Here is a 17,204-nt window from a genome sequence, read left to right as displayed (position 1 = left end):
CTCTCTAGGTGTTTGATTTTCTCCATTACAATAAGTTAGGAGTTTGAGTTTTCATAGTATAAAACTCTATTATATTTTAATCTTCTTTTCTTTTTTGAAGAAATAAAGCAGACATTGCTAATGTAAGACCAGCTAGGAAGAGGTGTTCAGTTGTGCCTTCACCAGTTTCAGGAAGTTTGGACTGATCTGCTTCTTTTTGTGCTGCTTGCATAGCAGGTGTTGGTGTAAGAGCTGGTTTCTGATCAAGTTTTTCTGCAACTGGACTTGTCTGATTGTCTCCTGCACCTAATGTTTCTTTATACTCAGGAACATCATTCTTAGCTGCTTCAACCCAATTAACGCCACCCTTGAATTCTGGGAGCTCATTCTTGTCCGCTTCAACCCAATTAACGCCACCCTTGAACTCTGGAACCTCATTCTTAGCAGCTTCAACCCAATTAACGCCACCCTTGAACTCTGGAATGTCATAAACAGCTGCTTCTGCAGCATTAACTCCACCTGTAAATTCAGGAATTTCAACTACTGGTGGTTGCTGTTCTCCCTTACTTGAAAGGACTTCAGGTTCCGGAGTTGGTTTCGGATCTGGAGTTGGTTCTGGATCCGGAGTTGGTTCTGGATCTGGAGTTGGCTCTGGATCTGGAGTCGGCTCTGGATCTGGAGTTGGCTCTGGATCTGGAGTTGGTTTTGGATCCGGGGTTGGCTCTGGATCTGGAGTTGGCTCTGGATCTGGAGTTGGTTTTGGATCTGGGGTTGGTTCTGGATCTGGAGTTGGTTCTGGATCTGGAGTTGGTTTCGGATCTGGAGTTGGCTCTGGATCTGGAGTTGGCTCTGGATCTGGGGTTGGTTTTGGTTCTGGAGTTGGTTTCGGATCTGGAGTTGGCTCTGGATCTGGGGTTGGTTTTGGATCTGGAGTTGGCTCTTCAGTTTCTTTAATTTCTTTCAAGCCTTCTACCAATTTATTAAGTCCGTTTGGAGTTAATAAGTTATGTTCTGCAAGGCCATTCTTGTAAGCTTCAACAGCCGCCAAATATTCTTTCGCATCTTGACGATCAATCTTACGAACACGTTCTACTTCAGCATTGTATGCAGCTTCATCTAATGGTTTATCCTCTTCAACTGGAAGGACGAAGCGTAATTCCGCTGCTGAAATATGTCCAGGATCACCGTATGTTTCGTTACCAGTAAAGATTGCTTTCTTCACTTTGATTGGAGCATCGAAGTTAATCACTTTTGTCTTCGCATTATTTTCCCATCCAGTAAAGCTAAAGTTATGTTCTTGTCCTTTTTCATCAATCACTGTAAGGCTACCGCTCATCACACGTCCGTTTGGACCTGAAGGACGAGGAACATATTCAAAGCGAGTTGATTCCATCGGATTATTGAACTCTACTGTTAATGGTTTTCCTAAGCTATTCACTCCATAAGGTGTATGCCATAAAGTATTTGTATTTCCATCAAATGCATACCATACATTATCTGCTTCTTCATAAGGAGCATCAAGATCATGAATATCGTCCCAATCTGGAGCGCTACGTTTCACCGCAAGTTTTTCTTTAGCCTCGTTAACGCGTTCTACAAGAGCTTTAGCGTCATCCACACTAATATCATCGTCTGCTTCTAATAAAGCTGCTACAGCGTCTTTATATGCATTTAATGAATCTTGTTTGTAGTTGCCATTTACGATTGGAGTATTCTTTTCGTATGCTTCATCGATGATCATCTTACCAGTTAACTTAATTTCTTCAATTTCAAGGTTATCTAACATAAAGTCTTTATAACCTTTGAAGTTGATTTCGTTGTTATCTGTAGCTCCTTTAGTATCGGCACCACGCGCATTTGAGTAAATACCAATCCAAGTGTTTCCACCTTTTTCACCAGTAACATAGAAGCTTACTTTCTTAGGAGTTGATGAATTTTCCCAAGTGTTTTCTAAGTCGTATTTCGTTAATTTGCTACGACGAGAATTTTCGCCATTACCGATAACGAATGAGTATGCTCCATTTGAACCTGCTTCATACTCGAAGGTTACTTTATAAGTCTTACCTTCTTCGAAGCGGAAGTTTTGTGGAATTGTTTGGTAAACGAGTTTGTCATAACCTGATAAACCGTTCGTCTTCAATGACCAATTGCCTTCAATAACATCGTTGACTTTCTTACCATTCCATCCACGTTGAGTATATGGTTCGTGTTTCTCAGATAAGTGAGTACGGTTATCTTGTACGCCTTCAACATCGCCGACTACGAATGGGAAGATACCTTGAGGCACTTCTTCAAAGTCTTGTTTGAATTTACTATTTCCTGTATCGTGTTTTTCGTTGTACATTACAGATTGATTTTCAAATACACGAATTTCATCGAAGTAAGTTGCTGCTGCATCCGCATCACGTCCAAGTTCTAATGTCACATTAGAAACATCTTCGCCTGTTGTGAAGTATACATACATGTTTTGGAAGTAACTTGTATTATCCACAGTTGCGTTCTTTGAAAGTGTGTTATGCGCATGTGCTTGTACATAGTTCTTCGCGATTGATTTGTTAGTGTAGTTAGAAATCACTTTGTCGCCTACACGGATTGTGATATCTGCACGTGCATCACTTCGGTTATCTACACCTACATAAACAGCATATCTTGTATTTGGTTTCAAGTCTGTTAAGCGTTGTTTCAATGTCACACGTTCAGTGTTTCCTTGAATACGTAACATTTCGTTAGCCCCTTGAGATTTCACGATTTCAGCGTGTTCGCTGTCACCCGTTTTTTCCCAATGATCTAATGTTCCGCTGTTGAAACCTTGGTCATAGATGTGTAGACCTTCACTCCATACCATTGTCTTTTTGCCTTGAGGAGCTTTGTAAAGTACATATGGTTGGTTCGCATCTCCCGTAATTTGAATCTTACGGTCTGCGCCGACTGTTAATTCTACAACATCTTTCTTACCTTGGTCTGTTAAACGGTAAAGGTATACTTTATCTCCAGTCCAATCTTCTGGAAGAGTCCATTCAGTTGTTCCACCTTCAGTTGTGTAGAAGTACATCTTTTCTTTGTCGCCTGTTAAAGCTTTACCATTTTCATCCCAGTTCCATGGTACTAAGTAGCTTCTACCATTTTCGATGACACGACCGTTTAATGTTGTGACACGTTTACGGTAATCTGGGCTATTAGGGTCGTTTGATTGACGAACAATCTTCACTTCGTCCCCATTGTCATTTGTTAAATGTACTTCCATCTCTGGAGTCCACTTGTAGTTTTGACCGTTGTCGCTCATCGCAACTGGGTCACCGTTCACCCATTTAGAAACTTTGTAGTGTTGGAAGAACTTCGTCATGATGTTGTTTTCGAAGAGGTTACGAATATATCCTTCGTAGTCGCTTCGACCTTGCCATCCTTCGAAGTCTTTCATGTTATATCCACCAAGTAATGGATAGTTAGCGGCACCACCGTAGCTTGGATAGTCACCCACCCATGAGTCTTTTTGGTGGTTACGAATGAATCGAGTGATATTTGAGTTAATACCCTTCAGTGAATATCCACCGTAAGTTAAGTCAGCTGCCCAGTGTTGGAATGTTGAGTCATATTCTGCACCGAAGCCCCACTCGATAGCCATACGCCATCCTTGAGAGTTTAATTCTTTAGCAAGTACGTGAGTTGGCCAAGCAGTGTTATCTCCTGATTGTCCGTTACCCCAAACGTCCACATAAATGAAGTCTAAGTCAGCACCTAGTTTTTCTCTTAACTCTTTCCAACGATCTAAACGTCCATGAGCTAAGTCATATTCTGCATCGATGTTGATACCTTGGTCTAACCAGTTCCAACCGTACATATATGTTCCGTCAGAGTTTCTACGTAAAATAGCTTCGCTGAAGTATTTAGATTCAGGATATGTTTCAGAAGCATTAACGTGAATACCGATTTTAGCTCCATATTCTTTTGATCTTGCTAATAATTTCTTGAAGTCTTCAACGCCACCGATTCTCTTACCGATATCCGCATAGTTTAAGTGACCTGAGTCGTGACCTTCACTACCATACCCTTTAAGTAAGATTGATTGGCCTAAACCATCTGTGTGTAAGTTAATCTTCTTAATACCATCTAATGTCATTAAGAATGGGTTTTGCGCTTGAGATGCGAAGTTCATCGCAATACGATACGCTACTAAATCTGGAACAGATTCTGCCCCTTTAGGATTGTTCATGATATTACGATATGCAATCGCACCATCTTGCCAGTCTACCACATTATCTTTGTTTAAGTCTTTTGTAATGACTACTTTAGAACTTGGTAATTCTAATGTGTATTCTGGGAATACTAAGTTCTTATAAGCACGTTGGTACCAGTAAGGTGAGCTTTGAATACCTAAGTAGTTTACGCCTTCAACACGTTCTAACGCTGTTGTTAAACGTGCAAAGTCATTTCCTCTATAAGTAAATTGAGAGTTACTCCAAACAGATGCTGCTAATTCATTAGAAGAAACAAATCCATACATGAAGCCGTAAGTATATTCATTCATCTTGCCTTCTTTCAAGTCTAAATGATAGTCTCCACGGTTATGTGTGTTTGTAGACATTTGAGCTCCGTCGAATTTTGCACCTTGTTTGTTAGAACCAACAGAAACAAGTGTGTTTCCTGGGAATTCAATAGTTTGGATTAATTTGCGAACATTGTCGACTGGTTTACCCATTTCGACATTGTTTTTATTCACTACTTTTGTCACATCGAAGTGCATTTCGTTGCCGACTAATTGTAATTTTACAGTGATTTCAGCGTTGATGAATTCATCATCGTTTCTTACTTTCATTACATATTCTGCAGTAGTGTCATCAATCTTACGGTATTGAACTTCTGGAGTGACTAATACACCGTTGATTGACATTTTATCTAATTTTTGAACTTGACCTGTTAACGTTTTTCCATCTAATTCATATTCTTTAACACGTGGAAACGCTGTGTCGATAATCGCTTTTAATTGTTCTGATTGTAAAGTTTCATAGTGAACATCTTGGTCATTGCGACGTAACCCATCATCCACAGCTGGAGTTTCTTCTTCAGGTTTGATGTTATCTTGGTTATCCGCTTTTATCGATACAGAAGATAATTCTGTACCGTAAGTACCAGCTTTGAGGTAAACTTTATTCACATCAGCTAAAGCGTTCTTGACAACTTCTGGAACAACTTCTGTGCTAAATAAATTTTGTCCATTATTTGTAGCATTTAATTGACCGTCTTTTTTGTAAACGATAGATAGGTGGTTTTCTTCACCTACATTTGGTGCTTCTACACGAGTCTTACTATACCAAGTGTTTACATTTGGTCCTTTGTATTGCCAGAACCAACCGCCCTTGTCATACCCAACAAAGATGTTATTGTCATTATCTTTATATTTTAGATATACCCCAAAGCGTGTTTCAGCTGGAGGAGTATTTGCCTTGAACGTTAAGTCAACGCTTACATTTCCTTCCGCATCCGCCTGTAATCCAGCTTTTTCAAATAAAGCTTCGTTTGCTCCATTGTCGTTAGCTGTTGTTGAAGTTAATTTGTTGTAGCGTACTCCGCCTTCTTCAACGACTTCAACATTCCCTTTCACACGGCTTACTGAGTCCCACTCTTTTTTCACTTCGGCAGTAGCGCCGCTAGTTTCTCCCGTTGCTGCTTCAGCCGGTTTATTCTCAGCTGGTTTATTCTCAGCTGGTTTATTCTCAGCTGGTTTATTCTCAGCTGGTTTGTTTTCAACTGGTTTGTTTTCAACTGGTTTTTCTTCCTGAGGTTTGTCCTCTTTTGGTTTTTCTTCTTTATCTTCTACTTGTTTGTCAAGTGCATCTAGACCCGCTGGTTTAGTTGTTTCAATACCTTTGATATAATTTTGAATCCACTCTAATTGGGCAGGTGAGAAAAGAATACCTCCACTACGTTTACCAGATACACCGTTTTGATGAATCCCAATTAATTTACCATTTTCATCAAAGATTCCGCCACCACTGGCACCAGGTTCACTTCCTTGGTAACTAATTCCACGAACGCCCTCTCCATGGTCATTAATATCTTCGACAGTGGTATTAAGGATTGGATCAAGCTCTCCTTTTGGATAGCCAAATACATGTACCTTATCTCCTGTCTTGATAGTTGATGGTTTATCCGCAACTTCAACTGGAGCATTTGCAAGTGGACTGCGAAGTTTGACAATGGCTAAGTCATTTTTATAACCTTTTAGGAAGCCTTCACGGTCCCAGTGTTTTACATCATTTTTACTAAACTTAACGTCTGGTGCACCTTCATAAGAAACTGTATACACATCTTTATCACTTTCGATGTTGTCTGCTACCTTACGATTATTGCCATCCGGAACATCCTTGATAAAGTTATGAGATACGGATAAAACAAGATTTTCTCCTATCACAATCCCACTACCAGTCCCAGCATCGCTCTTAATTTCAACAGTTGCACCGTAATTCAATTCACCGTTTTTTGTTTTAGCGACATCTTCTGGAACTAAACTTTTATCTTCTTTTGCTAAGTCTTCTTTCGAAGCAGTATGGCCACTATCTTCAGCCTTATCGAGTTTTTCACGCAGATCTTTAGGAAGTTCATTTTCAGTTGCTGAAGTTGCTGCAGCTTCTTTTTCTTTCGCTAGTAATTCTTCCTCAGTTTTTGGTCCTTCGGTAACTTCTGGAGACCCTTGATTTTCTCCAGGTTTTGGTGCTTCAAAATCATGTCCATTATCATCTTTTGCATTTGCCAGAGCTGCGGCTAAATCAGCTGGCATATTTGCAGTAGAACCAGTTTGGGCTGTATCTGCCAAAACAGTACTTGTTCCAAAGAATGTAGCACCAATAATTACAGAAGCAACACCTAATGAAAATTTCCGAATACTATATTTACAACGTTTTTCAAATAACCTTTTATCCATAATTTTTTATTCCTTCCTGCTTAAAAAGTAAGCGTTTGCATTTCGTCTTAAAAAATAACCCCCTTCATTTTTTTCGCTTATTTTTTAAACATATAAATATTTCTTATACCATTTTAATATATCAAAAACCAGTTTAAAAATCAATACTTTATTAGTTAAAATTAGTAAAAGTAAAATCTAAAACCCGAACCAAACTGAAAGTCTTTTTACTACAAGAACACCTATAATCATAGGCATAAAAAAAGAAATCACCTTCGAAAAATTAGAGTAGATTTTCCCGATTTTCGAAAGGTAATTTCTTGAATTTTTATTCTATTTTCAAACAATTTATTGTTGTAAGACTTTTCGAGGTTTTGTCCCTTCAGCAGGACCAATAACTCCAGCCATCTCTAATTCTTCCATCAAGCGAGTGGCTCGGTTAAATCCAACTGAAAGACGGCGTTGAATCATGGATGCACTTGCTTTTTGTGTCTCGATGACAAGAGCTTTTGCTTCTTCAAAGAGAGGATCTCCAGCATCATCGCTAGAACCATACTCACCTTCTGTCTCAGATACTTCTCCTGGGTCAAAGCTTTCATCATAATCCGCATCAGCTTGAGCCTTAATGAAGTTTACGATGCGTTCCACATCATCATCTGAGATAAAGGAACCTTGGAGACGAACAGGATGGTTTTCATCAATTGGTTTAAAGAGCATATCCCCTCGACCAAGCAATTTCTCAGCACCATTTTCATCCAAAATCGTACGTGAATCTGTTCCTGAAGAAACCGCGAATGCTACACGTGATGGCACATTTGCCTTAATCAAACCAGAAATAACATCCACTGAAGGACGCTGGGTTGCAAGAATCATATGAATACCAGCCGCACGCGCCTTCTGTCCAAGTCGGATAATGGCATCTTCTACTTCCTTGCTAGCAACCATCATGAGGTCAGCCAACTCATCCACAATCACGACGATTAAAGGTAGGGGTACTTGTTTGTACTCTGATTGAGCGTTGAATTCCTCAACTTTAGCATTGAAACCGGCAATATTTCGAACGCCAACCTTAGCAAATAGTTCGTAGCGGTTTTCCATCTCATCAACGACTTTTTGCAAAGCCTTGCTGGCCTTACGAGGGTTGGTCACAACTGGAATCAAGAGATGAGGGATATCGTTGTATACTGAAAGCTCAACCATCTTAGGGTCCACCATCATAAACTTAACCTGGTCAGGGCGGGCCTTCATCAAAATACTTGCGATGATTCCGTTAACTGCAACGGATTTACCAGAACCTGTAGAACCGGCCACTAGCAAGTGAGGCATTTTTGCCAAATCAAAACTACGAGCCGTACCATTGACTGCTTTCCCAAGAGGAATTTCTAAAAGATTTTCAGGCTTAGTCTGAGATTGTTCCCAAAGCTCACGGAAGGATACAGTTGCAATTTCCGAGTTAGGAACTTCGATACCTACCAAGGATTTCCCAGGAATCGGTGCTTCGATACGGACATCTTTAGCAGCCAAGGCCAAAGCCAAGTCGTCTGCTAGATTGGAAATACGGTTGACACGGACACCAACTGCAGGTTTAACCTCATACTTGGTCACCGACGGACCGATTTCTGCTCTTTCTACAGTCACTTTAATACCAAAACTTGCGAAGGTCTCTTCCAAAATTTTAATATTTTCTCGAACGATTTTCTTTTCCTTGGACTGGTCTTTGGGCTTATCTGGTGCAAAGAGTTGCAAGCTTGGAAGCTTATACTCCAAGGCTTTTTTAGCAGAAAAATCTACTTCTACCTCTTCGTCATCATCATCTTCTTCAGAGAAAACTTCTTCCTCTGGATAGTCTCCTTCTTCAGGGTAATCAAAATCAGCTTGTGGGAGAATAATCTCAGGTTCTACCCATTCCTCCTCTGGAAGCGGAGGAAATTCTTGCAGTGGTTGGTCTGATAAGATTTCTCCTGTCTCCATATCTACAGGCTGCATGCCAAGCAAAGCCTGCTCTTCTCTTTCTTTTTCAAGTCTTGCTTGCTCTTCTGCCTCTCTTCGTGCCTTCTCCTCTTCACGCTTGATAAAGCGCTCTTGTTTTTTCTGTTCACGGCGCTCCATCCAGATAGCAAATCGAGCTGAAAGAAAATCAGCAATATCATAGATAGACCATGGGCTCATTAAAAGAGCTCCGATTAGGATTAAGATTGCCCCTATGAAATAGGTACCGATGTTTGAGAACAAAAAGGCTACCGGAATGTAGAGACCTACCCCTAACAAGCCTCCCCCTGCAAAACTTGTTACTTGAAAACTGGTTAAATCTTTAAAGATTTGTCCAATCGTTCCTTGAAAAATAGCATTTGCCATGCTAAGCTTCCAGACAAGATAAGCTTGAAAGATGAGGAGCAAGCCTGCAAAAATAAAGAAGAAACCTGCTAGCAAGCCTTCTTGTTTATGAATCCATTTAAAGAAGAATAGATAAATCAAGAGAGAGAAAATAGCTAAGTATGCTAAACTCCCTACGAGTAAGCGAATCAGGTTATAAACAGTGATTCCGACAGCTCCCCATTTAAGAGCAGCAAAAATTAAACAGATAGCCAAAGCTAAGGAAATCAACATTCGTTGAATCGCTTGTTTTCTTTCCAATTCTGCTTTAGACGGTCTGCGTCTTGTTTTAGTTGTATTCTTGTTTGCCATGCTTCTATTATATCATATTTCAGAAACTTTTCGAGAGGTTAAAAAAATGACTGCCCACTTTCGTGTTCAGTCATTTGAATCTATTGTAATTATTTTTCTAATGGTTTACGAAGGTAACCGTAAACGACACCACTGACAAGTGCTCCTACCAAGACAGAGACAAGATAGAGAAGAGCATTTGAAGTAAGGGCGATAACGAAGATTCCTCCGTGAGGAGCCATGAGTTTGATATTCGCAAGACCAACGAGTCCACCTGCTACCGCTGAACCAAGAATGAAGCTTGGGATAGCACGAGCTGGGTCTGCTGCACCAAATGGAATCGCACCTTCAGTGATGAATGACAAGCCCATAACGATGTTCGTCAAACCAGAGTTACGTTCTTCTTTGGTAAATTTATTTTTAAAGAGAAGAGTTGCGACAAAGATTGCAAGTGGTGGAACCATTCCTCCAGCCATAACTGCTGCCATAGCTACTGAACCACCTGTTGCAACTGTTGCTGCAAGGGTACCAGTACCAAAGACGTAGGCTGCTTTATTGACAGGGCCACCCATATCGACAGCCATCATTCCTCCAAGAACGACTCCAAGAAGGACAGCTGATCCACCTTCAAGACCACCAAGGAAGTTGTTCATTCCAGTGTTAATTGCTGCCATTGGGATGTTAACCGCTAGCATGACAAATCCTGTTAAGATTGTTCCAAATAGTGGCAAGAGAAGGATTGACTTAGCACCTTCAAGTGAGCGAGGAACCTTCACGTATTTCTTAACCAAGAGCACCAAGGCACCTGCGATAAATCCACCTACGAGGGCTCCAAGGAAACCTGATGATACCCCTGCAAGAGCTGAAGTTGCTTCACCACCCTGAGCATAAGGGATTTTACCAAAGGCATAACCTTCTTTAGCGATAGCACCAGCTACGAAACCGGCTACCAAACCTGGTTTTTCAGCGATTGAGTAGGCAACATATCCTGCAAATACTGGCAACATCAAACCAAAGGCAGAACCACCGATTTTCATGAACATAGAAGCGAGTTCATGGTAAGAACCAAGATTTCCAAGGCTCTCATTAGGCACACCCAAAGCCCCATCAATCAAGAAGGCGAGGGCAATCATGATACCACCACCAATAACGAATGGCAACATTTGGGATACACCACTCATCAAGTGTTTGTAGAAGGCACCACCTAGACTTTGTTTTTCATTAGATGATGTTGAAGCTTGCGCTCCATTAGCAGCACGATATACTTCAGCATTGCCAGAAAGAGCCAAGTTGATCAATTCTTCTGTCTTACGAATACCATCTGCAACTGGACGGTTCACCAATGGTTTACCATCGAAACGATCCATCTCAACTGCTTTATCTGCAGCGATGATAACAGCTTTGGCATTGCGGATATCTTCTGCTGTCAATTTGTTGCCAACACCGCTAGCACCATTTGTTTCAACCTTGATACCAACACCCATTTCCGCAGCCACTTTTTGAAGAGCTTCTTGGGCCATGTATGTGTGGGCAATTCCTGTTGTACAAGCTGTAACTGCTACGATAAAGTCACCAGATTCGTTTGCAGGAGCTTGAACTGGTTCTTGAGCTTTTTCTGAAGCTTGGTCAAAGAGTTCAATGACTTGATCAGCTGATGTTACTTGACGAAGTTTATCAGCAAATCCGTCTTTCATCAAATATTGTGACAATTCTGCCAAGGCAGCCAAGTGGGTATCATTGGCACCTTCTGGAGCAGCAATCATAAAGAAGAGGTCAGTTGCTTGTCCGTCTAAACTTTCGTAGTCAACACCCTTGTTCGACTTAGCAAAGAGAACTGTTGCTTCCTTTACAGCAGCATTTTTGCTGTGTGGCATAGCGATACCGTCGCCCAAGCCTGTAGAAGTCAAAGCTTCACGCGCTAAGATTCCTTCTTTGAAGGTTTCAAAATCTGTCACGTATCCGTGTTCAACCAAACTATGAATCATTTCTTCGATAGCTGCTGTTTTTTCAGTTGCTTGCAAATCAAGCAACATGACATCTTTTCTCAATAAATCTTGAATTTTCATCTTTTTTCTACCTCAACTTTTTCATAAGTCTCTTTAATAAATGCTGCAGTTGCTAAATCATCTGAAAATGTGGTTGCTGTTCCACATGCCACTCCCCATTTGAAGGCTTCTACTGCGTCTTTTGATTTGACAAACTCACCCGTAAATCCAGCAACCATAGAGTCACCAGCACCAACTGAGTTTTTCACGGTTCCTTTAATCGGATTAGCAAAATATGCTCCCTCGGATGTCACCAGAAGGGCACCATCACCAGCCATAGAGATAATCACGTTTTGAGCACCTTTAGCCAATAACTCTCGAGCATATTTCTCTATTTCATCAAGGCTTTCAAGCTTGACTCCAAAGATAGCTCCCAGTTCATGATTATTTGGTTTGACCAAAAGTGGTTGATAATCCAAACTATCGATCAAGGTTTGACCTTCAAAGTCACAGACCACTTGAGCGCCCGTCTGACGAGTCAAGGCAATCAAATCCTTATAAATGACATTGCCTAAGTTTTTTGCACTCGAACCCGCAAAGACAACTGTATCTTCTGCTGTTAAACTTGAAAGAATAGCTTTTAACTCTTCAAGTTGTTCAGCTTCAACAGTAGGACCAGTCCCATTGATTTCTGTTTCTTGATCTGCTTTTATCTTGACATTGATACGCGTATCTTCTGCCACTTGGACAAATTGCGTTTCAATTTGTTCTTCAGCTAAAGTATCTGTGATAAATTTTCCAGTAAAGCCTCCGATGAAACCTGTCGCTGTATTTGGAATATCCAAACGCTTCAAGACACGGCTAACATTGATACCTTTACCACCAGCAAATTTATCATCACTATCCATACGATTGACACTACCAACTTCCACTTTGTCCAAACGGACAATGTAGTCTATAGATGGATTAAGTGTGACTGTATAAATCATACTTCTATTACCTCCGTTTTCTCTTTGATAGCTGACAAGAGCTCGTGACCCTTGCTTGTAATGACAATAGCACGTTTTATAGGAGCTACCTTAGCAAAACAAGACTGACCAATCTTGGATGAATCTGCTAGAACATACGTCTGTTTAGCATTTTCTAAGATTGCTCTCTTGACAGCGCCCTCCTCCATATCTGGAGTTGTAAAGTAACCTTCATCTACACCATTCATTCCAATAAAGGCACGGTCAAAGTGCAGTTGGTTAATCTGATTGAGAGCTACTCCTCCGATACTGGCATCAGTTGTCATCTTGACTCCACCACCAATAATGACTGTTGGGATTTGCTTATCCACTAATTGAACCGCATGGTGAATGGAATTGGTTACCACTGTAATGTCTTTTCGCTCCAATTCCTTAATGAGAAAGGCTGTCGTACTTCCTGCATCCACAAAGATAACATCTTTTTCTTTGATGAGAGAAGCTGCTTTTTGAGCGATCAACTTTTTCTCTTGAAGGTTTTTGACAGATTTTTCTTGAATGGTTTCTTCTTCTTGCAAGGAGTGAGGCAACTCTGCTCCTCCATGCACTCGACGAAGTTTATTTTCAGACTCCAATTCATCTAAATCACGTCTAACCGTTGATTCCGAAGTATCTAACAAGCCAACCAATTTCTCTAGAGAGACGATTTTATGCTTTCTCAATTCTTCTAAAATCACCTGTTTTCGTTCACTTTTTAGCATGAACCCACCTCCTGTTAACGATTACATTATTCATTCTATCATAAAAAAAATCAAAGTCAAGCATTTTTTGTCACTTTCTTTCATTTTCTATCACCGACTCCTCAACTTTAAATAAATTTGCAAGAAAGAAGGCTTTATGGTAGACTAGGTTAGTAAGTATTGGAAGATTACTCAAGAGGCTTAAGAGGCCGTGTTGGAAACGCGGTAGGCGTGTTAAAGCGTGCGTGGGTTCGAATCCCATGTCTTCCGTTTAGTTTCAAAAAAGATACCCAAGAAATCTTGGGTATCTTTTTCCTTATATGCTTGTTTTATAACTCGGGTGAATTTCTTAGAAAATATCAAATAACAATTTCACATTGAGAATAGTTAAGATAATGGAAACAATATAACCAAGAATGGTATTCCATTTAGCATTGGTAAATTCGCCCATCAGTGATTTTTTTGAAGTGAGATAAATCAGAGGGAAGATTGAAAATGGAAGAGCGATTGAAAGAAAAACCTGCGAATAGACCAATAACTGATCCAAGGTTTTTTCCTGATGACCAAACAGAACCGCTACAATCATGACAGGCAACAAGGCAAAGAGACGAGTTGCCAAACGAATGAACCATTGAGGCAATCTCATATGCAAGAAACCTTCCATAACGATTTGTCCAGTCAAGGTACCCGTAATTGTCGAATTTTGACCACTGGCTAATAAAGCCAAGGCAAACAAGGTTGATAAGGTCGAGCTAGCTATAGCTCCTGCAATAGTAGAATCCTGCAAGGCATTATACATTTGAGAGAAGGCAGAAATCTCAGATGCATGGCCGAAAAAGAGAGCCGCCCCGAGAATTAATAGAAGGGAGTTAACCACAAAGGCCAAGGATAATTGGAGATTTGAATCCCAGGTCATAAAGCGCACGGCTTTTCGAACATCATTCTTGTCCTTGTGATTGATTTTCCGAGTTTGAGACAAGGAAGAATGCAAATAGAGGTTATGGGGCATAACCGTTGCTCCCACGATCCCTAGTGCCAAGGTTAATTGACTTTCATGCCCTGGCAAGGGACTTTCAAATAAGGTTGCATTCGGTAGATAACCCTCAACGATTCCTTGGAAGCTTGGATGTGACAAAGCTACCAGATAGGTAAAAATTGCTAGAATGGTTAAAATCAGTGTTGTCACAATAGCTTCAATCTTCTTAAAGCCAAATTTCATCAAAAGCAATAAGAGAAAGACATCTAGAACCGTCAAAAGGATGGCTATCATAATCGGAATCTTAAAGAGAAGATTGAGAGCAATGGCTGAACCTAGAACTTCTGCCAGGTCTGTCGCCATCAAGGCTAATTCTAAAATCACCCATAGACTATAACGAAGCCATTTAGGTGAATGATGAGCCGTTGCTTGAGCCAGGTCCATCTGGGTTACAATACCAAGCTTTCCTGCCATCTGCTGAAGTTGCATGGCAATGAGAGATGAAATCAAGATAACAAACAAGAGACTATACTTATAGGAAGCACCACCGACTACACTGGTAATCCAGTTTCCTGGATCCATATAACCAACTGCGACAAGAGCACCCGGACCTAAAAAGGCCTTTAAATTTTGCCAGAAATGATTGTTATTTGGAGTATCGATGGACTGATTAATCTCAGAAAGTGACACTTTTTTATGAGAAGACATAGATACTTACCTCTTTCTAAACCTACTTTTTCATTATTTTCTATTAGAGAAAAATAAGATTGACTTTAAACTATTAAAACAATGAAAACTATATGAAAAACATTTAGTTTTTTCATTATTTTTCTTAAGGCACCTTAATATTTTTCTTAAGGCACCTTAATTATAACACAAAAAATGAAAACTATATGAAAAACATTTAGTTTTTTCATTATTTTTCTTAAGGCACCTTAATTATAACAGAAAATATGATAAAAACTTAAGAAAATTCAGGACTTGATTTAATATTTAGGATACAACTGAAAATTGTATCCTTTTTGTATAAAAGAATACCAAGGAATACTAAAGAATAAAACAAAAAACGTTGTAAAAACAACGTTTTAGAAAGATTTACAAAACAATGTAAATTATTAATGGAGCCGGTGGGAGTCGAACCCACGTCCAAACACCTGCTAACATATTTGTCTACAACCATAGGTTATGTATTGTTTTAACAGCTCCTCGACACATAACTCAAGCCTAGGAACTGCGAGTCTATTAATCTCTTATCAAACTGCTAGACAAAGTTTGATCGTATCTCGCTAAAATTAAGACCTGTCATCAGACACGAGCAATCCGAATCGGGTCACGCCTGCTGGTTTTTAGGCAGCTAGAGCGTAAGAAGTGTTATTTTTTGCAGTTATATTTAACTGAGCGTTTACGTCGCCACACGAGTCGCAAAATATGCCTCATAATGCCTGTCGAATCCGTAACGACCCCAAAGACTATAAAGATATTATACCTTATCTAGGTTAAAAAAGCAAAAATGCAAGTAGATGTTTAAAAAAGTCTAGTTTTCAAGGTTTCTGATAGAGCCTGATAGCCAGAAACGCTAAGGTGAAGCCCATCTGTTGTATAGTCTGATTTGAGTTGCCCTTCCTGATCGAGTAGCTCTTCAAAGACAGATACATATTCTACCTGCATGTAGGCAGAAGCTAGATCTTGATAGGCTTGGTTCCAGACCTTGATTTTCTCATTTGTACGAATATAAACTGTCTGTTTGTATTCTTCCCCTTGATGAACTGGCAGAATAGAAACTAGCTTAATCTGTGACAGCGGATAGTCACGAGAAATACTTTGAATTACACTTTCAAGATTTGTTAATGCTTGACTCATTGGAACTTCTTTTCCAATGTCATTGGTCCCAATCAAAAGAACAATTTGATCCACTGCATCACCATATAGGTGGGCATCAAGGTTATCAAGTAAAAGGCCAGTTTGATAGCCTCGAATACCTCGATTCACGATGGTCTTTGTTGTCCCTAGCAATTCCTGTAAGGGATAATACTCAACAATAGAATCTCCAATAAAGATAATATCTGGTTCAATTACCGAAATCTGATTGAGTTCACGATACTTGGTTTGGATTTTCTCTTGCTCTTTTAAGAGCCAGTTTTCTAATAGCTGTACTGCCAAGTTATTCTCCTCTTTCTAGCCAGTTCTCTAAAACTTTGTAAACACCTGCCTGACTGTTGGCTGGAGCTACTTTTGTCGTAACTCTCTTAACAGCTTCTTCTGCATTTTCCATAGAGTATGAAATTCCTGCCAACTCTAACATTTCAATGTCATTTTCACTATCACCAAAGGCCATGATTTGTTCAGGTTTTAAGTTCCAACGTTTGAGCAATTCTACTAACCCCCACGCTTTATGAATCCCATCTTGTAAGATATCAATACAGCCATAACCGCTGGAAACAGCTCGAACACGACCATCAAACAAATCATTAACTTCTTGTAAAACCGAATCCAATCGCTCTTCACCAACTACCATGCTCATCTTGAGAACGCCACCAAAGAGACTGGAATCAAATTCATCGACAAAATTCAATCGTTGATAGAGCTTCTCAATCATCTCTGGAGTCATAAATTTATCAAGTTCTGTAAAAACAGTACCTTTCTTTACAAAACCACCATTCATAGCAGTTACGACAAACTGATCTTGACATTCTCTACCTTTAAAGTGGGCCAAAGCTTTATCAACCATGGCATCATCCCAAGTTTGTGCTTGAATCAATTCATTGTTCTCGAATATCCGAGCACCGTTAGCAACTACGAGAACCACTCTCTCTGCTAAATGTCCCAGTAATTGTCGCATACGATGAACTTCGTTTCCCGTTGCAATGACAAAACGAATATCACATTGGTCTAGCTTGTCCAAAATTTTTTCTAGACGAGGTAGATCCAGTTGTCCCTTGGGGTCCAACAAGGTTCCATCCATATCCGTCGCAATTACTCTAATGTCCATCTTACTCC

At 40.0% G+C, this 17,204-nt stretch carries 8 protein-coding genes, 1 tRNA gene and 1 other RNA gene; 1 reads left to right on the top strand and 9 read right to left on the bottom strand.

Annotated elements, in window-relative coordinates; translation table 11 throughout:
• Positions 1–76 precede the first annotated feature (76 nt).
• From ACWPUA_RS01100 to ACWPUA_RS01080, 5 genes are all read right to left on the bottom strand, one after another.
• Positions 77–6,898: a SpGH101 family endo-alpha-N-acetylgalactosaminidase gene (locus tag ACWPUA_RS01100; protein ID WP_454378639.1), complete on the bottom strand. Its 6,822-nt coding sequence runs from the start codon at positions 6,896–6,898 to the stop codon at positions 77–79.
• 327 nt (positions 6,899–7,225) lie between these two features.
• Positions 7,226–9,511: a DNA translocase FtsK gene (locus ACWPUA_RS01095; RefSeq protein ID WP_454378831.1), complete on the bottom strand. Its 2,286-nt coding sequence runs from the start codon at positions 9,509–9,511 to the stop codon at positions 7,226–7,228.
• Positions 9,512–9,651: 140 nt separating this feature from the next.
• Entirely contained in the window at positions 9,652–11,607 is a 1,956-nt protein-coding gene (locus tag ACWPUA_RS01090) for a fructose-specific PTS transporter subunit EIIC (protein WP_454378637.1), read from the bottom strand.
• Complete coding sequence (pfkB, locus tag ACWPUA_RS01085) at positions 11,604–12,515, bottom strand: 1-phosphofructokinase (RefSeq protein ID WP_314945472.1); 912 nt, start codon at positions 12,513–12,515, stop codon at positions 11,604–11,606. The genes ACWPUA_RS01090 and pfkB overlap by 4 nt, the downstream gene beginning before the upstream one ends.
• On the bottom strand, positions 12,512–13,252 hold the full coding sequence (locus ACWPUA_RS01080) for a DeoR/GlpR family DNA-binding transcription regulator (RefSeq protein WP_414277072.1): 741 nt from the start codon (positions 13,250–13,252) through the stop codon (positions 12,512–12,514). Before ACWPUA_RS01080 ends, pfkB begins: the two co-directional genes overlap by 4 nt.
• Before the next feature lie 161 nt (positions 13,253–13,413).
• On the opposite strand from ACWPUA_RS01080, the gene ACWPUA_RS01075 reads away from it, so the two are divergent.
• Positions 13,414–13,501 (top strand) — tRNA-Ser (locus ACWPUA_RS01075).
• A gap of 79 nt (positions 13,502–13,580) precedes the next feature.
• Here ACWPUA_RS01075 and ACWPUA_RS01070 read toward each other — a convergent pair.
• From ACWPUA_RS01070 to ACWPUA_RS01055, 4 genes are all read right to left on the bottom strand, one after another.
• Complete coding sequence (locus ACWPUA_RS01070) at positions 13,581–14,915, bottom strand: Nramp family divalent metal transporter (RefSeq protein WP_004260041.1); 1,335 nt, start codon at positions 14,913–14,915, stop codon at positions 13,581–13,583.
• Between the two features lie 408 nt (positions 14,916–15,323).
• Positions 15,324–15,671, bottom strand: a transfer-messenger RNA (tmRNA) gene (gene ssrA, locus ACWPUA_RS01065).
• A gap of 60 nt (positions 15,672–15,731) precedes the next feature.
• Entirely contained in the window at positions 15,732–16,367 is a 636-nt protein-coding gene (locus ACWPUA_RS01060; protein WP_454378634.1) for an SGNH/GDSL hydrolase family protein, read from the bottom strand.
• Position 16,368: 1 nt separating this feature from the next.
• Positions 16,369–17,196 carry an HAD family hydrolase gene (locus ACWPUA_RS01055; protein ID WP_454378632.1) on the bottom strand — a complete coding sequence of 276 codons (828 nt, stop codon included), beginning with the start codon at positions 17,194–17,196 and terminating at the stop codon, positions 16,369–16,371.
• Positions 17,197–17,204: the final 8 nt, after the last annotated feature.

It is taken from the genome of Streptococcus sp. Marseille-Q6504, from assembly GCF_965111625.1.
The sequence above is the reverse complement of the archived record's forward strand: the minus strand, read 5'-3'. Positions and strand labels throughout refer to the sequence as shown.